This is a genomic window from Candidatus Neomarinimicrobiota bacterium (assembly GCA_034716895.1).
Lineage (GTDB): Bacteria > Fidelibacterota > UBA8477 > UBA8477 > JABMPR01 > JABMPR01.
This window is the reverse complement of sequence record JAYEKW010000108.1, coordinates 1-19,928: the sequence shown is the minus strand read 5'-3', so window position 1 is coordinate 19,928 and position 19,928 is coordinate 1. Positions and strand designations below refer to the sequence as shown.

Here is a 19,928-nt window from a genome sequence, read left to right as displayed (position 1 = left end):
TAATGATCCGAAAACAGCTTGTTGCCAGAATCAAAGCTTTTCCACAGGTTTTGGTTGATTCCTCCGCAGAAGGGTTGAAATTAAATCCATGCTCGGAACTAAATTCTCAAAGCTTATAACAAGAGCAGGATTATTGATCCTGATCATTGGCCTGATGTGGTCATGCAGCTTTTTTGGAGACCGTAAAAAAAAGCAATATAGACCAATAGATTTTGATCTTAGCCAGGATGTAGGTCCGTTCAATGGAATGGGTGCTAATGTTCCCATTAGCTTTTACAGTCGCCGAATGAAACCGCTACAAACGCTCAATGACCTCGGCATTAAGGTGATTCGGGTAAAAAGAGAAGCAGATAATTGGGATGATATTCTGGCCTTGAGAACTGCCACCCAACGTCTGGGTATTAAATGGGTCTATAGTGTGGATGCAATTCCGGCAAATTTTGTGGATCGGCATGGTCAATTGGCTGATATTAAGGGTTTTGCAGGCTGGTGGGCAGAGGAAGTCGATGAATTATTTTATCAGGAAGTTCCGGCTGATTATATCGAGCTATTGTCAAGGCCTGACAGCTCACCCAATGATTCATTGCCGTTGACTCCAGATTCATATAACGCCCTGATCCATGCAGTACGGAAAGAATTGGATCTACGTGATTTTCAACAAGTAGGAATCGTTGGCCCCAGTCTTTCTACTCCGGAACTCTCAGGTGATCTTGAGTCCTGGTATATGAATTTAGATCAGGAAGCTTTTGATATTCTCGATCATTGGACGGTGCATGCCTGGGCAGATAGCACTGCAGCTGAGAACATTGGCTCAGCTGTGGCTGATCTGAAAAAATATCTGTCCAATATCGAATCTTTAAAGCCAATCTGGGTCAGTTCTTACGCCACTGCTGAAACAAATTTTAACCATGAGAAATATCCTGATCCGGATCGCTATGACCAAATCGGGAATTTGCCTGGATTTGAAACTTACTACTATAGTGCCAGCTTCAGTATGCCTTATGCGCTAAGAGTTTACTCAAATACCCTTAGGCTGCTTGAGCATGGTGGTGTAATGCCGCTGATCTATCAACTATATGATGCGCCCACTGATGTGAAGCACAAGAAGCAATCTCGGGGTTTGTTAGATCTGAATGGTGTAGCCAAACCTGCATTTACTACACTCATAAATTTGATTAAGCGGATACCCGCAAACGCTGTGATAGTGCCTGCATCTGAGAACCTGCAGCCAAACCTGATGAGCTTATGCTTTAGATCTCAAGAACAAGTAGTGGTAACGATCTGCAATGAGAATACCAGTCCACAAACCATTCAGGTTCGCATGCATGGATCAGGACATTCCATGGAGTTTACTCGGGCAGTTGGCTTGCATGCTCCTGAGATTTTCCCTGGTGTATTGGGGAAAAGAGATGGTGTTAAACTCTCCAATACTCAGTTTAAATTGCGCTGGGATGGAGAAAATAATAGTTATTTCTTTGTGGTCACTATTGCCCCACAATCAATCATAGTGGCAGAATTTCTTTTAAATTAGTTGGTCACTAGCAACAGGTCGCTTTTCAATCATTCCGATGGTTCATACCCATTAAACCAAACCTAAGCAATCTTACAGACATCCTTTAGACAGAAGTTTCTCTAAAATAGTTGTAATTGGCTGAGTATGAGGTGAATACACCTTAAGTGACCTATGGAGTTTGCGCAAAACACTGTTACCATTAGAGTTACTAGTAACTATTGACAAAATTCAGCTGAAGGTTGTGGCGTTTTGTAATTACCCCATGCTTTAGCTTGGGGGATTAACAGATCACTAGAAATTCAGGGCTTTAGCCCAACTGTGTAGCTGGTTGTCTTGGGCTAAAGCCCTTCTTTTTAATATTTTTATAACCCCCAGGCTGAAGCCTGGGGTAAGTATCTATAGTAACAGCACTATACGTAGACAACTAAAGCTAATATTAGCAAGCAATTATTCCGGCGCAATGATATTTTCACACAGCCTCTTCAGCCTGGGGACTTAATAAACCACTATGAAATCAGGCTTTAGCCCAACCATGCTGCTGATACATCTTGGGCTAAAGCCCTTTTTTGGGGAGGATTCCAGAACTCCATGCTGCATTTCGATAAACTCAATAACCAGTATGGGGTTATTGATAAGTTACTATTTTTCATATCATTGCACAAACTAGAGATGTCATATTACGCCTTATATTATTGTTATTTCTTACTTTATGGACATGATTAGAAAACTTCTGTTTAGATTACATGCTAAAATGGACCAGTTAAGCACAAAGAAGATACTGAGATTTTGCTTGCCGCTTTCCAGCCTCTGGTTCTCCCGAATAAGCGGCCTTTGTCTGTGGGCGTCTGGCTGTCAATCTATATTTACACTTCAAGATCGGGGAATAGATTGTTATAGATTAAGAAATGGTTGCAACAACCTGTTTTTAAGGTCTTGATACCAGTACCGGTCCCATCTATTTTTCAGCACGAACAAAAGCCATACAAGGGTAGTCTTGAAAAAGGACTGGAAAGCTAAAGATGAGACCACAATCAAATCCTGTTTACCTATTGATTTTGCTAGCCATCAGCATACTGATTATGAATTGTGGAGGATCGGAAAAGTTCTCTGCCAGCGATGGTGTCATAGATCTGAGGAATTTCAGCTTTGATCAACAGATAGGGCTTGATGGTGAGTGGCGGTTTGTTTGGAATAACCCGCTCCCAGAAGGGTTAACTGAGAATTATATCAAGATCGAAGTGCCTGATTCCTGGAATGGCTATCGTTATGCTGGACAAAAACTTTCAGGGTCTGGCGCAGGATCCTATTCTTTAACTGTCCTGTTGCCTGAGTCTCCAGCCCATTACGCTCTTGAACTCCCCACAGTAGGAACAGCCTATAATCTTTTTGTGAATGAGCAGTTGGTAGGTAGTATTGGGATCTATTCCACCGATACTGCTCTGGCCAGCCCAACCTATGAACCTCGAGTCTTTGACCTGGGGGAACAGGCAAACCTGATCCAACTGAGAATAGATGTGTCTAATTATCATCATCGATTAGGTGGACTTTGGGAATCAGTGATTTTTGGCAAAGTAACCGAAGTTCAGCGACACAGGGAAAGCCGATTGGGGCGCGAACTGTTGATCTTTGGTGCTATTTTTGTGATGGGAATCTATCACCTCGGCATTTTCTCTCTGCGTACTCGCGACAGATCCGCTTTATACTTTGGCTTGTTTTGTCTGATAATCGCATTGAGAACATTGACAACTGGAGAGATCTTTCTGCATCAGCTCTGGCCATTATTACCCTGGCAGTTTCTGGTAAAAATCGAATACCTCAGTTATTATTCAGGGATCGCAATATTCATTCTATTCATCAGAGTGCAATTCCCAGATGAGATCGGCAAGCTGGCTACCCAAATTATCGCTGGGATATCGGCCGCTTTTGTACTTTTAGTTCTGGTCACACAAGTACTGACCTTCTCTTTTTCCCTGGTCTATTTTCAGCCATTCAGCCTGCTCACAATCGGCTATGTGATTTATGGCCTGACCTTGGCATTCTTAAGAGGAGAAGAGGGCTCAGGGATGATCCTCATTGGATTCATGGCGATCGTGTTCACATTCCTTAATGATATGCTTTATGTCAGCAATGTAATCCAGACGGGACATCTGATCTCTTTTGGCATTCTGATCTTTATTCTCACTCAGGCTTTTTTAATATCGATCCGTTTTTCAAAAGCCTTTAATACCATTGATACCCAGCGCATCAAACTGGAGCAAACCAATACAGCATTCGAAGCAGAAATTGAGGTTCGTAGAGCCGCAGAACAGGAAGTGCTTCAACATCGGGATCACTTGGGGGAACTGGTCAAAGAACGTACTGAGGAACTCCAGATCGCCAATGAGCGACTCAAAGAACTATCGCGAATAGATGGTCTTACGGGTATTGCAAATCGTCGACGAATGGATGAAGAGCTTGATCGTGAATGGAAGCGCATGCTGCGCGAAAAAAGACCGCTTAGTGTCGTACTTAGTGATATAGACCACTTCAAACTGTTCAATGATACCTATGGTCATCAACAGGGTGATGATTGTCTGGTCCAGGTCGCCAATGCCATTCAAGACTCGGTGAATCGACCTGGTGATCTAGCTGCTCGTTATGGGGGCGAAGAATTTTGCCTGGTACTGCCTGAAACAGGAATTGAAGGAGCCAGTCAGATCGCTGAACTCGTCAGACAGAATGTTCGTAACTTGAATATTGAGCATAAGTCTTCAAAAATGGCCTCAGTGGTAACCTTAAGTCTGGGTGTGGCAACTTTGGTTCCGGATCGGGACAGTAATCCTAATCTGCTCCTGCAGGCGGCAGATCGGGCGCTTTATCAGGCTAAAGGGAACGGCCGTGACCGAGTGGAGCGAAATCTGGAGGAATAGCTGTTATACCAATTTCATTTCTAAACGGCACTCAGATCAGATCAAATAACCATGTTCTGCTGGATGATCTCCAATAGCTGCGCTCGAAAGATGGGTTTAGTTATAAAATCATTACAACCGGCATCCATACATTTACCACGGTCAGATACGAATGCATGAGCAGTTAAAGCGATCACCGGCATTTTATTAAAGCGCTCCTGTTTTCGCACCCATCGTACCAAGGCTAAACCATCTTCACCCCCGATCAATGAGAGGTCAGTAACCACCAGATCAATGGGGGTCGAATTCAGTCGATCACGACCTTGGGCGACGGTGGAAGCGAAGTATACAACATAGTGATCTTTTAAGAATAAGCCAAAAAGCCGTTGAGCATTTTCATCATCTTCCACGATCAGGATATTCTCTCTGGTATGTTCAACTTTAGTCTCAATCTCAGTATTGGTCACTTCATTGGAATGTTGAATTTCAGGAATTTCAGGTGCTGGTTCGGGAACTATAACTGAATCATCAGCATCTCTTACCGGGAATCGAACAAAAAAGGATGAACCCCGTCCTTTCTCACTCTCAACTTCGATCCTCAGATCATGCAGTTCAAAATTCTTTTTTGCTATGGTCAGACCGAGCCCCAGTCCCTGATAGTCTTTCGTATAACCCATACTTTCCTGGCTGAAACTGTCAAAAATACTCTTGATAGCATCTTCGGCAATACCAATACCGGTATCTCGTATTTCCAATAAATAATTGTTTTTATTTTCTGCTGTCAGGAAGAGATCCACTTGCCCTTCATTCGTGTAATTGATGGCATTGTCCACCAGATTTGAAATAGCTCCAGTAAGTATATTTTTATCCCCTGAGATCCAAAAAGATTCAGCTGGTTTATGGTAAATGAATTTGATCTGTTTATTATGAGCAGCTACTTTTTGATCGATGTAAATATTATTTACAACTGCTGTCAGGTCAATTGCATCCATTTCCAGGGTGGTGACCCCTGCCTCTATTTGACTGAGATCGATTATGGAGTGGACCGTTCTGGTCAGCCGATCACTATTACGGTGGATAATGTCAAAATATTCCATATCCTGTTCTGAAAGATGACGTTTGATTCGATTGAAAATAAGATCGATATAGCCCACGATGGAGGTTAGAGGCGTTCTGATCTCATGGGACATATTGGCCAGGAAGTAACCCTTTACTTCCTCTGATCTCTCAGCTTTTTGGGCTACTTCATGAAGCTCTTCTTCGGCCTTTTTTCGATCACTGATATCTCGTGCTGTAACCAGTAAGATCTCTTTCCCAAAATAATGTACTTTATTGACCTGAACATCTTTTGGAAAAAACTTTCCATTCTTGCGTTTACCCCAGAATTCAAATCTTTGAGGCTTCCCATTAAAAGCTCTTCTGTTGGCGGCTCTGAGCTCGTTGAGATCGTTGTAACCATCAGCAGAGAGATCTGCCGGGGTCTTTCCCTTGAAGTATTCGCGTTCATACCCATACATTTCAACCGCACCGTTGTTTACATCTATAAATTTGCCTTCTTCATCCAACAGGAAGATAGCATCACTGGTAGAGTTAAAAATGCCTACATAGCTTTGTTTGGAGTGCTCTAACTCCAGCTCAGCTTGTTTCTTTTCGCTAATATCTTCGATGATTGCGATGAAACTGGAGAGGCCTTCCTCGCTCAAAAGACCAGAGACCGTGACATTCACCCAAAACTTTTCCTGGTTTCTGCGTTGGGTCTCATATTCCCCACGCCAGATATCTCCCCGTTTGGTCGTTGCCTTCAGTTCCCTGATAAAATCAGCAGAATCATGATCAGTCTGCAACAAGGTTGGAAACTTACCCACAACATCATCCAGAGTGTACCCGGTCATGGTTACAAATTTTGGGTTTATATAGGTGATCAGTCCATCGGGATCGGTAATGAGAATTGCTGTTGGACTCTGTTCAACCACTCTAGACAATTGTTGAAGTTGGGCGATCTGTTGTTTTCGTTCACGCATATCACGCCCAATTAGCAGAAAACTGGTGATCTTTCCCTGTTCCACAATTGGGTTAGCGCTGATCTCCAGGGGAATCTCTTCACCAGCTTTTGATACAAGAAATATTTCATAGCGAAGTGTCTCATGATTTCCTCTTAGCCGTTCCTTGACACGCTCATCCATTTCTGGCAGCGAACGAGGAGCAATGAAGCTTTCTATACTTTTTCCAGCGATATCCTCGACAGAGTAACCCAGTAACCCAATGCATGATGGATTGAAATAGCTGATCCTCCCATCAAGATCATGAACCATGATCATATCCTGTGCGATCTCGGTTAACCGTTGAAAACGCTCTTCACTTCGCGCCAGTGCCAGACGGGCTTGCCCAACTTGTATTTTGGTGGCTAAAGCATGAAATTTGCTGCCGACCTTATGGGCCAGTTCAGCAAAAAGACGGAGAAACTCTGCATTTGATGCCAGGGAAGGTAAAACGACTGTTGAAAGAACTCCATATATGTGATCTTCACAAGCAATGCGTACATTGATAATTGGTTTGCCTGTGAAATGTTTTTTCATGATACAAGTGCCACAAGCCTCGTCAGGATAGTGGGCAACTGAAACTTTTGAATTTTCCAAAGCGAGACGAACACACCGGGACAAAGTACCATCTGATAGAAGTGGGTGAATTCCTTCAGGAAGATCCAGTTGACTGGCTGAAGTCTCGTAGTTAAGATTGATGTCACTGTCAATGAGACCTGCCCAGGAGAATTGGAAGGCTGGAAAGCGGGTCAATATTTGGCAGAGCTTATTGAGATAGTCAGTTTCATTAACTGCCTTGTCACCCATATGACCGATATCATTTAAGGTATAGAGCATTTGGTTGAGATGCTCTATTTTGGTTTCAGTATTGAATTTATAAAGAGCCATTTCAATGTTGGAATGAAGATCCTTCTCATTGAATGGTTTGATGATGTAGCCATAGGGCGATGTTACTTTTGCCCGTTCAAGAATGGTTTTATCTGAAGTGGCGGTTACGAACACAAAGGGGATATCGTGTTCGTGTCGCAGACTATCTGCAAAGGCGATCCCATCGTCCTCTCCGTGCAACAGGATATCCACCAGTACAATATCTGGACGATTGTTCTGGATCTCAATTTGAGCAGCTTTTGTATTGGAACAGATTCTTCCAACTTCATAGCCCAGTCTATTCAGGATAATAGCGCTGTTTTCGGCTATGAGGCGTTCGTCTTCAACAACCAGGACTTTTGTCTTACTCATGAATTTTTTCCTGTAGGATTAAAGGAAGGGTTTTGATGGGTCTCTATGATGCCATTTTCACGACGCATATTGAGTTTACTTCCACTTCAGTTGAAATGAAGTGGGAATATTGTCTTTTTAACCTGGTTATCAATGCCTTTTTTTTCACTGCCCGGATTATTCAAGGATCTCCCAGTCGAAATTCCAGCTCCATTGGTCAAAATAAAGGTTATCGCCGGCCCACTCTACTTCACCCCTTTGACTATCGACTGTTTCTGACCTAAAATGAGTTTTATTTGGGAAAAAGGATTCGCCATAACCATCATTAAAGATTATTCGGTAGCTATCCATACCACTTAGATAAAACCATTTTAAAATAGAGTCGTCACTTTTTCGTAATCCATAGGTTATATCCATGGGTACCCACCCATAGGGCTCGAAGTAAATCATGCCCCAGTCGTGCATGCTGTCGTCAGGTGGTTGCAATTCCCAGCCTGATTGCCAGCGAGTGGGAATGCCATTCATACGACAGAGTGTCATGAAGAGCAGGGTCTGGATTCCGCAGTCTCCGTGACCATTCTCAAAGGCGTATTCAGGAATACATTTAATGGTGGAATATTCTCTGGCAGAAGCCCATGGTGTATGTTCATCGATCCAGGCAAAGAGTAACTGAGCCACACGATAAGGGTTTTGCTCGTCACCAACGATGCTTCGGGAAAGTTTTCGCAATTCAGGAGTAAATACAATATGAGGTGCTTTCTCTTGTAAGTAGGTCTGCAGCACATTACCTGGTTTTAAGGCTGTGACAGAGTCTGGATCGATAGTTTGATGGACTCCATGGGTAGTGAGCTCATATTCAACAGTGAAAAGAGTGGTTGCATCAGCTATGGCGGTCTTTTCCATGAAGATGGTTCGCTGAAGCGCATTTTCAGGAGCCAGGGTATGTTGGTTGGGCATGCTTCCTATGAACTTGATCCGTTCCTGGCGTCCGGCAATGTGACGCGGATAAGGTATCCAGCATTTAATGATCTCACCGGGGGGGACTGCGTTGGCATTTACTTCCACGCTTTGTTTGATCCGGATACGCTTGGGTTCAACATATTGCGTTTGAGAAAGGGTTGCCGCCTGGATTACCGCCGCATTATGAACATCCAGATCCAATTTTGTACCTGAACCGGATGTGATCTGTTTATCAGGATGAGCAGCGCTCCAGATTTGTTTCATCTCGGGATCGATTCGAAAAAGATTGCGGGCGGCTCGGTCGAAATAATGCTTTTGTCCATCGATCAACCTGACCTCAATTGATCTTGCGGATTCCCAACGGAGCAGATCGGCCTGGGTGACATCAGGATAATACTCGCGAATAAACTCTACGACAGACTGCTCGGTAGCACCAAAATCTTTGCGGATCCGCTGCATGCGCTCAATGTCGAACAGGAGTGCTCTGCGGTCTGTCTCAGACAGGGCTGGCTGTTGCAGATAATGCTCGATGGACTCAGTTGCTGCAGTAAATTCACCTGTTTTGATCAAGGTCTGGATCTGCTCTGGTGTAGTCATTTGATGCTCGGGTATAACCTGAGTACTGCACATATTAAGCACTACCATCAAACAGATACTTACAGTTATTAACCATGGAAATATTTTCTGCATACATTACCTCTTTCATGTTGGTGTTGAACTTTTGCTTGAGGGAAACTGGCTCTCGGTTAATATAGGTTGAACTGATTCTCATTGACCAGCCTCAAAGGGTTCGAGTCGGGAAGAGATACGTTTACGGGTTAGCTCCATCAGATCATCAATATCCAGATTCGCAATCTTTTCAGCCTGTATAACGGGACCGAATCGGACATGGATCTGTCCCGGGTATAAATGTAGTGACCCTTTGTTTTTCATGGAAAAAACCCCCGAAATGGCAATTGGTACAATACTGGCGCCACTTTCCCGGGCAAAACGAAAGGGTAATTTTTTAAAAGGTAGCAGTAACCCATCTTTTGAACGACTACCCTCTGGCAGTACAGTGATATGAATGCCCCTGTCTAATAGTTTTTTTGCTGCGGCAAAACTTTTAAGTGAAAGCCGAATATTATCTCGGTGAATAGGAATACTTCCAATGCGACGGACAGCGGGTCCGTACAGAAAATAATCCATTTGATCATGAGCCACAATTCCAATGAAATACAAGGGAATAACTGCTTTCATGAGCGGAATATCCAGCAGGCTGGAGTGATTAGCCATGAAAATAAGTGGACGATCCTGGGGGATGGTCTCAGCAAACTCTACTCTGGGTTCACTGCCCAGAATTTTAAAAAGGGTGATGACCCGGCGTCTTAACCAGGGGTCATATCGCTCTGGTTTTTGGATGAAGGTTCGCAAGATCAATATGAATAAAACTGGACCAAAGTAGCCCAGGGCGATCACCCAGTAGTAAAGAGACCGGAGGATTCTCATCTCCAGAAAACATCAATCGCTTGTTTTAAGCAATTGACTTCTATGGGAGTGGTTCCCATTAACTCACCGTCAGGAGTCAGAATCTTGGGGATACTGGTTTCAACCCTGATATGACTGGCCTGAAAGCACTCCACTTCTTTCATATGGATGTGTTCGCCAGTAATGATCTTTGGAAAACTACGCATTAGACCGATCCTTCCTTTGGGACCCAGAATGGTTACATCCAGCAAGCCATCGTCAGTTTTAGCTGCTGGAGCCATGAGGAAATTGGCTGTATAACGGGTGTTTGAGATCTCAACGAAAACATTTTCCCGTTCCAGCACCTGACCATCGACCTCAAGCCTGATATGATAAGGTTTCAGTTTTAGTATATGGTATAAGCTGCCTAGAGTATATGAGATATTACCCAAGGCCTTCATTTTGAGGGCCGTTGCCCCAATATCAGCTACGATCCCTAAACCAAGAATATTCAAATAATACCAGGTCTGACCTTCGGTGGTAAAATGACCTACATCAAATTTTCGGGTTATTCCAGTCTTGATGACATCCAAAGCCGGTTTCCAGTCTTGGCGATGCAAATCCATATCCCGGACAAAGGCATTTCCGGTTCCCACCGGTATCACACCAATTGGTGTTTTAGTAGCAGAGGCATTTTGATAGTATCCGTTGATTACCTCAAAGAGGGTTCCATCGCCTCCAGCTGCTAGAATACCTGAATACTGGCTGAAGTCGGCTGTTCTGGTCAATTCAATACCATGCCCTTGATGTTCTGTGATCAGAATGTCATGGGGTATTTCCAGCTTATCCAGATAGGCTTTGATCTCCGGAAGTATTTTTCCGGCATGACCATGTCCCGCCCAGGGATTGTAAATAATGAGTTGCTTCATGATACCCGATCTTTTCTATTTATCACGGTAAGACGATTTGAATATTTGATCGCAAAAAGTAAAAGTATTTTTGGAATATGCAATGCTGGCTTCAATTCCCCATGTTCCACAGAATCAAAGAATTGCGCTGTCTGAAAAAGTTACTTTAAAGAGGTTTTCAACCCTCGCATAATATCAGTGATTGCGGCGTAAGCACATTTTTTCAGCGCCGATGTGTTGGCTTTATGCTCAGTATTTCCAGCAGCCTTGATATTGGATTGACTTCCAGATGACAGGATCCGTCCGGTACTCAGGTCAATAACGTTGATCTTAGCTGAGGCGTGGGCATAGTTCAGAGTGCCAGTACTGGATGTCTCCGAAGAGATCAGCCCCACAATGGCGTAGTTGGCATGGAGTGATAGCGATTCCACCATGGTGTCATATTCTTCATAGTAAAGCGAAAAGTCCAGGTCATCAATAGAGATAGATCGGGAGATCCGCATGGCATCCATCACTTTATACTTCTGGCTGATCAGAGCTTTGATAAGCAGAGCTTCACTCTTTGGTCTAGTTACACGCTCACCATTGATCTCTTCCAGAACTCTCACGAAGATTTTGATGGAGGCAAGCACATCAATGCTAAAATTATAATTAGCGCTTCCGGAGATCAAAATAGCCAGGTCTTTGGCATTTGCGCCACTTAGTAATGACAGGTGAGGTAAATAGAAATGAATTTTAACCTGAGGATCTGGGGTGGAGGCCGAGATAATCCGGTTGATCCGGACTTGATATTTTCCATCGGCATCGGTATTGATGATTGAGCTGAAATCACCGGTGGCTCCCTCTAGTGATACAGACAGGGGGGTGTTTGCCGCTGGAATTTCCATTCCATTATATTCAAAGTAAACCCGACCGGTAAATGGATGGGGAAGTGCTTGATCCCGTTCACCCTTTTGGCCATCTCCGGCAAACTTGATGAAGCGGGTTTTGTGGATCAGCGTGGCTATTTCGTGACTCAAGCCGGCATCCAGGAATTCTGTGATACCATCATTATCCAGATCGCCATCCAGATGTCTTTTAACGATGGATTGAGCCACCAGGACGTGTCCCAGTGCTTCACTTAAATGGTTGAGAGCACTACTTATATTTCCGTTTTTGATGGCTTGCTGAGCATAGTTGAATCTTTCCCCGGCGTATAATTTGGCTGTCCCGGCTCGACGGGTCATTTGGGACTGGAACTCAGTCCGCGAGAGGGTAGCATAGCTATAGTATAGCTTATGTTTTCTGTCATAATACCGATCAACGATCTGCATCCCTTCAAGAGTTGCTACGGCATAGGAGCTGGAGAGCGAAGTGAAAACGTCAAGATCCTCCTCACTGGCACCGGCAGTTTCCTGATAATACGAGCTAACTTCAGAGCTGATGGTGGAGCTGATCTGCTGGATGAGCTCAGCCCGGGCGTTCTGATCCGCTCTTTGTCGGTCTTCTTCGGCAGAACCACTTTTATCAGCGACACCGAACCCCTGATACAGGTGAGGAGCATGCGGTGGTGTGTCAACCCAGGCAGGTCGCCTGGGAGTACCAAACAGAGTAAGACAGGACAGCATAAGAATTGTAAAACGGATCATTTTTTCCTCTCACTCAAATCAAGTTTTAAAAGTATCGGCGCGATTTTCTAATAATGACGCGAATTGGAAATTAATAAGCTAGAAACCACGTCCTGATTTTCACTTATTTGAGACTGGTTTATCCAAAAGGATCTTCGCTCCAGTCTCTGTCTTTTCAAGTTTTCTTTTCGTTCCTTCAAAATAGCTGGTGCCCGTCCCTCATGTTTATCTATGGGGTGAACATATCCTATCCCTGAATGATAGTGCTCACTATTGTACCATCCAAAATATTTCTCAAAGTAATTTTCTGTGATCTTGATAGTTTCACTTGGGAAACACTCCGGATAAGTTGGAGCTGATTTTACGGTTGAAAACAAGGACTCAATAAAGGGATTATCATTGGGTGTTCTGGGACGAGCAAAGGTCTGAACCAATCCTAAATCTAGAAACATTTGTTTTACCGGTTTGGCCTTCATCTGTGACCCTCGGTCATTTACAACCACCGGCAACTGACTTCTGGGAACATCCATAAGATTCTCAGCCAGAAAGGCATCATCTATTAACCCTTGAGCTTCTTCCGTAATCATGTGATCTGCTACTCTCCAGGCAATAACCTTTCTTGACCATTCGTCCAGCATGACAAACAAGTACCAGAATATACGGGGAAGATCTGTTCTCAAATAACTAATATCCCAAGTCCAACATTGGTTAGGACCTGTCAACTCAGCAGGGCGATCAGGTTTCCTGCCAGAACCACTCCGACGTTGCTTAGGACGCCTGTCTGACATGATCTCTTCCTCAATCAATACCTTGCGTACAGTTGATGCTGACAGAAAGAACAGACCCTGTTCTGCCCCACGCAATGCCAATACCTGCAGGGAATAGTCCACCGTTTCCTCTAGTCCAACATAGTTGAGTAATGCGCTACGCTCAGTTGGTAAAATCGCATTCAAAGTCTGCTTGGGACCAGGATCAAAATAGCTCATATCACCAGTCTCAATTTCACGTGATACCCAGCGTTCAACTCGACGAACTTGAATCTGGAGCAGATCACAGACCTTATATTTTGCAATGCCTTCACCCTTGGCATACTGGATAACTGAAACGATTTCATCTCTGACCTCGAGAGGGAGACGGGTTGAAGGAAAACCACCTTCTATTCCAAGTTGACTTTTTTTTTGAGTGACGTGAATAATACAGACATCTCTGCCAAGGCCTTCTCCTTCTCTGCCAACTCAGCACGTAATTTGTCAAGGTCTTCTTTGGGTACTGAGGTTATTTTCTTTCTACCAACACCAGATTTTCCCAGTGCCTCAATCGCGCCTTCTTCTACCGCTTTACGAATACGTTGCAGGTCTGTTGAGTATAACCCGTTTTTGCGAAGAACTTCTCCGATGACTGCACCAGGTTTTTGACACTCCTGGTAAATCTCCCACTTCTTTTTTGCACTTAACTTCCGTCGCTTTTTGGTACTCACTTCTCCTCCTTTTAGGAGATGGTTCCGGGCTCAAGCAGCAAGGCTACGGTCGCTACGCTCCCTCCGCCTTGCTGCTTGTCTAATATAGCTTATTTATTTTCCCTTTTTACGTCATCAATTAAAAATTGCGCGGGCAGTCACCCACGACACCCTTGCTCTCGACTAGTGGTTGGATACTACATTCCCCCACAGTGGACTTGCACCACCGAGTTATTAACCATGCACGGCGCACATAAAAAGAAGCCACCCAATCTGAGTGGCTTCTTAGTCTCAATATCAAGGTCAGCAGTTTAGCGAATCAACACAGCCTTCTGCACAGCTCTAAACTCAGGAGTTGAGAACGAGATCAGGTAGATTCCACTAGCCGCCAACTTGCCATTGTCGTTTAGTCCATTCCATATTTTGGAATAGTAACCGGCTGGTTTTGCAGACTCTTCATATGTCCAGACACTTCTACCCAGATAATCGTAGACCGTTATGCTGATGTCTGTAGTCTTTGGAAGCTCGTACTGAATTGTTGTACTTGGATTGAAAGGATTCGGATAAATAGGTAGTAGAGAATATTCTGAGATCAATGTATTTTTCATCATTCTTAAATACTGATCATAACCAATATATTGTATGTTGTTATTATTTACCCCGTTCACTGCTCCAAGTTCCAGGATGTGCCTAGCTTTGGGATAGCTACTTGCAGCAATTTTTGCTAATTTAGTTTCTAAATTAATCGTAGCAATTAAGCCACTACCTGGATCTAATACTTGTCCAGAGTTACCAGATATTATAACTTTTACATATCTACCATCTGAGCTGATCTTATACCCTAAATCCATATGTTGTGCATTTTCATTTAAGATCACGTTCTTAAAGTCATGATCTTCAGGTATTTCGATCTCGACACTAATTCCTTTTATGATGTCTTCATTCAGAAGATATAGGTCAATCTTGGGCTGATTATTATCGTTAGAAAAAAGTTCAGCAAGATAATTATCCCCTCCAATTGGTTCAGGTGAAGCACCAGTGACAATTTCCACTAGAAGCACAATATCCATTATTGTGAGAGAACCATCTTCATCCATATCACCAGCCCATGCTTCGTAGGCCGGTGGATCTGAAAACTCCAAAACCCAGTTAATTAACAGAATTATGTCAGAGATATCCAGTTGACCATCGCAGTTCATATCCCCAATTATATTAGCTATGGTTATCAGTTCAGAACTGTAGTTAGCTCCCTGGTCAATTGCAGTGATTCGCAAATCCCAAGACAACTCAAATACTAAATCTAATACGACATGAAAGTTGTCAAACTGATTACCAATCGCATCAGTTTCGGTTAGGTCAACTTCAGTAAAATTCCACGATTCATAATTACTATCAATTAATATCTCCCAATTCTGTAAATCAGAACGTTTATACTCTATTAGGAGGTAAGTTTTTAAAGATGCATTATCTGATACTTTGAAACTTACTGTTGGATTGTAATTATTAAATGGAGAATGTTCTAAATCCGTGATCCAAGGATCTTCTGCAATAAAGGGATCAAATGTTGATGCTAGTTGGCTTGCGTTCCCTGTTTGATCTCCATGACCTCTACCAGCTTGAATTTTTGGGCAAAGTTCACCGTACTCATACCAATCCATATGAAAATCATTATGTGCATCAACATGTGAATTACCAGCATCAGCAATACTATAGGAGTTTGAAACCTCGATATCTGATTCCTCATAAGAAAATTCTACCACCCCATCGCACCGAATTTCATCTATATCATCAACTGTACCCGCCCAATTCTCGTACCATCCTGGAGGCCACCAAGACCAATGGTTTACTGGATCGATCATGTCTAGACCACAATAACCTATATCATCAGCATCAGCAACTATTTCGCTTGCAGTAGAAATGATTTGCTCTCTGGCATAACTACTTGCTGGCGAACTATACATACCATAGTTGTAATGATTATCACCCTCTGCATCTAAGAAGATATTGTTAAGATTAGTCTTAATTTCAGACAATTCATTTAAAGATGTTGAAATGACAAGCTGTTCATGAATTGTTCTCAGACCTTCTGCTCCAGATCCCGAGCTTCCAGATCCTGTTTGTTCTGAAAGATAGATATGGCCGGTGCCATTGTTTATTGTAAAGTATTGAAATATACCAGCATGACCATGGCCCATACCTCCAGCGCGATACACAGCACCACTCATCTCAAAGTTTTCGGTATCACCATTCTGTGCATAGACATTTGAAATAGCAATGATCGCAACTACCAATATCATATAAATTCGTTTCACGGTATTTATTCTCCTAAAATTGATATTTTATAGATATTCCTAATGGGATAAGTACATGCTTATCCCAATGCAGATTCTTAGGATTGTTCTCAATGAATTGCATCGTACGATAATGGCAATTGTAAATAGAACCATCCGATCTTGTTGAGTATGCATAGGCATACTCTGAATATGCAATCCCGGTTGTAAAAGAAAGTGCTGTGTGAGTGTTCAATTTCTTTTGAAGATCAACACTCCATTCACACCCTCTCATCAAGGGTATGTCAGGCGCAATAATAAACTCACTCATGCCGTAGTGAAAAAACACATCAAAACTGTTTTGAATACTTATATCGTTATTTATAGATTTCAGATTTGAAACTCCACAGCTACCTAAATAACCAAATTTTGATTTGAACAATGGCTTCCAATCATACATTGGTATTAACCCAAAAATAGCATTAATAAAAATAGGGCTTTTACTATCTGTAACTTTGTAGTTAACTTCAGAAACTAGTGTCCAATCTCCAAGACCTGTAGTGAACGTATGTCCTTTTTTTGTTGTCTTAGAAATTTGAATTTCACCGATTATGCTAACAAAGCCGGGAAATTGATACTTCAGGGACCATCCAGATTGATTACTGGTACTATTACTGCTATGAGATAAATGAGGAACATATAGGACGAAGGGACCACTTACTTTTGTATTATTTGTCCAACAGTCCTCACCAGCTGTAGCTATATTAACAGCATGTAATAATACTAGCGAAAGTATCAGCAATTTTTTATCGATCACTTTTACCCATCCCATTATTCTCGCCCAATATAACGCATGATCAGAGCAATGTTTTTAGCCTCTGTTTCTGAGTCAAGTAGTGGCCTCAAAAGCGCCTCTTCCTCAGTAGCGCTAAATATTATTCTAGCTGTTTTTATGGTTCTATAACGAATATTAGGATCATCATCATTCAACAAGTCGCTTATGATGGACTTTGTATTGAAATCTCTTTGGGTTCTTAGTGTTTCTATTGCTTTCAGATAAGTGATTTTTTCATTATTAGTTTCGCCATTACTTAAAGTTTTCACAATACTGCTATTTTGTTTTGCTATTCTTCCAATACATAAGTCCAGTTGGTAAGGATCAATAAATAATCCTCGGTATTTTTCGATTTCCGATATTAGGTACGAAAAGACTTGAGGAGAAGGTTGTTTCATCAGTGCCGTTGCGATGATTGTTATTTCACCCAGGCCGTCCTTCACAAAAGTAGAAAAAAGATCTAGCAGGAATTGATTTGATTCGTCTGTCTGAATCTCGCCTAATAACATAATAGATCCTGTGGCTTGCGAGATATCGTTGAGATGTTGGTTTACAACTTGTGCGAGGGGAACGAACCATCGAGCTTTTTCATCAGCTAGATCAGGTGATTTTACGTACTTTGCTAAACACCTAATGGCACCACGAACAAGAAACGATTCATTTGATTCTAGCATTTGTTCTATGAACATATATGTTTCTTCAGTTGGATTTCCAGAATATTTCGCAAGCGCGTACTCTCTTACTACCATATCAACTTGCTCATCAATTGATATTGCCTTTAATATATTGTTCATAGTTGCAAGGTTTGAACTTTGCAGGTTCCTATTGTATAGGTCCTGAATTGATACCACCCTATATCCAAAAGGAGTATCGTTGTCAGCTAAACGCTCCAATATGTTTTCTGTAAAAGATTCATCACCATAGATATGTTGAATATAAGGATAAAGCTCGTATGACATGAACTCTACCCCACCAAGGATAGAAATAGCCGATACAGCCTCCAGTTTTTCAGTATCAGTTAATTGATTAAAAAATTCTATATGAGCATTGATCAGATCATCTCCGTCGTAGAGAGAGTCTAGTTGATTGTATTCCGCAACATAGTCAACTTGTGCAAAGGAGGCTCCCCATAATAGAATGAAACTAAGGACAATCTTTTTCATAGTACATTTTTCCTCTTTTTTTTCTGGTTAAAACATCTCTTTATAATTCCGGCGCGATTTTCTAATAATGACGCGAATTGGAAATTAATAAGCTAGAAACCACGTCCTGATTTTCACTTATTTGAGACTGGTTTATCCAAAAGGATCTTCGCTCCAGTCTCTGTCTTTTCAAGTTTTCTTTTCGTTCCTTCAAAATAGCTGGTGCCCGTCCCTCATGTTTATCTATGGGGTGAACATATCCTATCCCTGAATGATAGTGCTCACTATTGTACCATCCAAAATATTTCTCAAAGTAATTTTCTGTGATCTTGATAGTTTCACTTGGGAAACACTCCGGATAAGTTGGAGCTGATTTTACGGTTGAAAACAAGGACTCAATAAAGGGATTATCATTGGGTGTTCTGGGACGAGCAAAGGTCTGAACCAATCCTAAATCTAGAAACATTTGTTTTACCGGTTTGGCCTTCATCTGTGACCCTCGGTCATTTACAACCACCGGCAACTGACTTCTGGGAACATCCATAAGATTCTCAGCCAGAAAGGCATCATCTATTAACCCTTGAGCTTCTTCCGTAATCATGTGATCTGCTACTCTCCAGGCAATAACCTTTCTTGACCATTCGTCCAGCATGACAAACAAGTACCAGAATATACGGGGAAGATCTGTTCTCAAATAACTAATATCCCAAGTCCAACATTGGTTAGGACCTGTCAACTCAGCAGGGCGATCAGGTTTCCTGTCCGAAACTTCCGGAATAACCACCTATCCATATACCTTGAAAAAAAACAAGTTGTTGTAGGTTTGTATTGAGAGATCCGGGCGATTTGGAAAGGCCGGATTTATATCATCATCAAAATATACTAATATTATTCCAATGGCTAATTCACCTTCAGTGAGAAAACCATTTTGGAGATATTCCTCCTTTTGCAATAGCATTTGAAGTCTAAACTCTTCTTTCGCCTCCTGAATTTCTAAAAGTCTTTGGGGAGATCTTTCTAAATGATAAGATGTTGCGAGGGGTTTGGATAAACCCACTTTTTCATTAGATGGTGAAAATTCGCCACTAGAGTTCAATACTGCATAGTAATAAAATCCATCAGATCCTTTAATAATTCTGGTTCTTCCCCTAAATGCGTACCTGGGGTCATAGGAAGAAGCGTCAAAATGGTGAATGAAACCTGATTTATCTGCTAAAGAAATATCCCGAAGGCGGTGCATTGAGCTTTGTCGAGATGGATTAAATATGAATAGCTACCCGGCGTCGCTTCCAGCTATGCCGTGGCGGGCTGGGTGCAACCCGTAGTACCTGGAATCAAGAAACAGAACAAACTCTGAAGGAGTTTAACCCTGTCAACCGAGACACCCACATATTGTATCAGATCATATTCTCTACAAAGGATGATTTAATTGAATACGTTAAAAAGCAGGCCAGTCACCATACCAACCAGTTTCCGGAGCAACTCCGTTGCGACTAAACTGGTTTCAATAGAACATGAGATAAAATTTGATGAAAAATATTTGCTTTAGTATTGTTCAACCCCTCCGGGGTTGCAATTATTGTGGTTCATTTACCACGGGTTACACCCGTGGCTATTCTGATTATTCCCCTTCAGGGAATCTGGAT

General features: G+C 42.4%; 14 protein-coding genes. 2 read left to right on the top strand and 12 right to left on the bottom strand.

Features of this window, described 5'->3' with window-relative positions:
• The first annotated feature begins 88 nt into the window (after positions 1-88).
• Together U9Q77_06665 and U9Q77_06660 are read left to right on the top strand one after the other, a co-directional pair.
• Positions 89-1,531, top strand: a complete 1,443-nt coding sequence (locus tag U9Q77_06665; protein ID MEA3287041.1) for a hypothetical protein — start codon at positions 89-91, stop codon at positions 1,529-1,531.
• Positions 1,532-2,532: 1,001 nt separating this feature from the next.
• Positions 2,533-4,422 carry a diguanylate cyclase gene (locus U9Q77_06660; GenBank protein ID MEA3287040.1) on the top strand — a complete coding sequence of 630 codons (1,890 nt, stop codon included), beginning with the start codon at positions 2,533-2,535 and terminating at the stop codon, positions 4,420-4,422.
• Positions 4,423-4,463: 41 nt separating this feature from the next.
• Here U9Q77_06660 and U9Q77_06655 read toward each other — a convergent pair whose 3' ends face one another.
• The 12 genes from U9Q77_06655 to U9Q77_06600 all read right to left on the bottom strand — a co-directional run bounded on the left by U9Q77_06655 (position 4,464) and on the right by U9Q77_06600 (position 19,522).
• Positions 4,464-7,679: a PAS domain S-box protein gene (locus tag U9Q77_06655; protein MEA3287039.1), complete on the bottom strand. Its 3,216-nt coding sequence runs from the start codon at positions 7,677-7,679 to the stop codon at positions 4,464-4,466.
• A gap of 156 nt (positions 7,680-7,835) precedes the next feature.
• Positions 7,836-9,308, bottom strand: a complete 1,473-nt coding sequence (locus U9Q77_06650; GenBank protein MEA3287038.1) for a transglutaminase-like domain-containing protein — start codon at positions 9,306-9,308, stop codon at positions 7,836-7,838.
• Positions 9,309-9,386: 78 nt separating this feature from the next.
• On the bottom strand, positions 9,387-10,106 hold the full coding sequence (locus U9Q77_06645; protein MEA3287037.1) for a lysophospholipid acyltransferase family protein: 720 nt from the start codon (positions 10,104-10,106) through the stop codon (positions 9,387-9,389).
• Complete coding sequence (locus U9Q77_06640; protein ID MEA3287036.1) at positions 10,103-10,993, bottom strand: diacylglycerol kinase family protein; 891 nt, start codon at positions 10,991-10,993, stop codon at positions 10,103-10,105. The genes U9Q77_06645 and U9Q77_06640 overlap by 4 nt, the downstream gene beginning before the upstream one ends.
• A gap of 140 nt (positions 10,994-11,133) precedes the next feature.
• Positions 11,134-12,600: an LPP20 family lipoprotein gene (locus U9Q77_06635; GenBank protein MEA3287035.1), complete on the bottom strand. Its 1,467-nt coding sequence runs from the start codon at positions 12,598-12,600 to the stop codon at positions 11,134-11,136.
• Between the two features lie 47 nt (positions 12,601-12,647).
• On the bottom strand, positions 12,648-13,565 hold the full coding sequence (locus tag U9Q77_06630; protein ID MEA3287034.1) for a DDE-type integrase/transposase/recombinase: 918 nt from the start codon (positions 13,563-13,565) through the stop codon (positions 12,648-12,650).
• A 170-nt stretch (positions 13,566-13,735) separates the two neighbouring features.
• The gene (locus tag U9Q77_06625; protein MEA3287033.1) at positions 13,736-14,056 is read right to left on the bottom strand and encodes a hypothetical protein; all 321 of its coding nucleotides are present in this window, start codon (positions 14,054-14,056) and stop codon (positions 13,736-13,738) included.
• A gap of 290 nt (positions 14,057-14,346) precedes the next feature.
• A complete protein-coding gene (locus U9Q77_06620; GenBank protein MEA3287032.1) occupies positions 14,347-16,347 on the bottom strand; it encodes a T9SS type A sorting domain-containing protein in 2,001 nt (666 codons plus the stop codon).
• A 13-nt stretch (positions 16,348-16,360) separates the two neighbouring features.
• On the bottom strand, positions 16,361-17,122 hold the full coding sequence (locus U9Q77_06615; GenBank protein MEA3287031.1) for a hypothetical protein: 762 nt from the start codon (positions 17,120-17,122) through the stop codon (positions 16,361-16,363).
• Positions 17,123-17,136: 14 nt separating this feature from the next.
• Positions 17,137-18,303 carry a hypothetical protein gene (locus U9Q77_06610; GenBank protein ID MEA3287030.1) on the bottom strand — a complete coding sequence of 389 codons (1,167 nt, stop codon included), beginning with the start codon at positions 18,301-18,303 and terminating at the stop codon, positions 17,137-17,139.
• Between the two features lie 61 nt (positions 18,304-18,364).
• Positions 18,365-19,066, bottom strand: a complete 702-nt coding sequence (locus U9Q77_06605) for a DDE-type integrase/transposase/recombinase (protein ID MEA3287029.1) — start codon at positions 19,064-19,066, stop codon at positions 18,365-18,367.
• Positions 19,067-19,522 carry a hypothetical protein gene (locus U9Q77_06600; protein ID MEA3287028.1) on the bottom strand — a complete coding sequence of 152 codons (456 nt, stop codon included), beginning with the start codon at positions 19,520-19,522 and terminating at the stop codon, positions 19,067-19,069.
• Positions 19,523-19,928 lie beyond the last annotated feature (406 nt).

Bases quoted from the DNA above. Each gene is read 5' to 3' on its own strand.
- U9Q77_06610 (MEA3287030.1), bottom strand. From the start codon at position 18,303: ATGAAAAAGATTGTCCTTAGTTTCATTCTATTATGGGGAGCCTCCTTT.
- U9Q77_06665 (MEA3287041.1), top strand. From the start codon at position 89: ATGCTCGGAACTAAATTCTCAAAGCTTATAACAAGAGCAGGATTATTG.
- U9Q77_06640 (MEA3287036.1), bottom strand. From the start codon at position 10,993: ATGAAGCAACTCATTATTTACAATCCCTGGGCGGGACATGGTCATGCC.
- U9Q77_06660 (MEA3287040.1), top strand. From the start codon at position 2,533: ATGAGACCACAATCAAATCCTGTTTACCTATTGATTTTGCTAGCCATC.
- U9Q77_06650 (MEA3287038.1), bottom strand. From the start codon at position 9,308: ATGCAGAAAATATTTCCATGGTTAATAACTGTAAGTATCTGTTTGATG.
- U9Q77_06655 (MEA3287039.1), bottom strand. From the start codon at position 7,679: ATGAGTAAGACAAAAGTCCTGGTTGTTGAAGACGAACGCCTCATAGCC.
- U9Q77_06635 (MEA3287035.1), bottom strand. From the start codon at position 12,600: ATGATCCGTTTTACAATTCTTATGCTGTCCTGTCTTACTCTGTTTGGT.
- U9Q77_06630 (MEA3287034.1), bottom strand. From the start codon at position 13,565: ATGAGCTATTTTGATCCTGGTCCCAAGCAGACTTTGAATGCGATTTTA.
- U9Q77_06645 (MEA3287037.1), bottom strand. From the start codon at position 10,106: ATGAGAATCCTCCGGTCTCTTTACTACTGGGTGATCGCCCTGGGCTAC.
- U9Q77_06600 (MEA3287028.1), bottom strand. From the start codon at position 19,522: ATGCACCGCCTTCGGGATATTTCTTTAGCAGATAAATCAGGTTTCATT.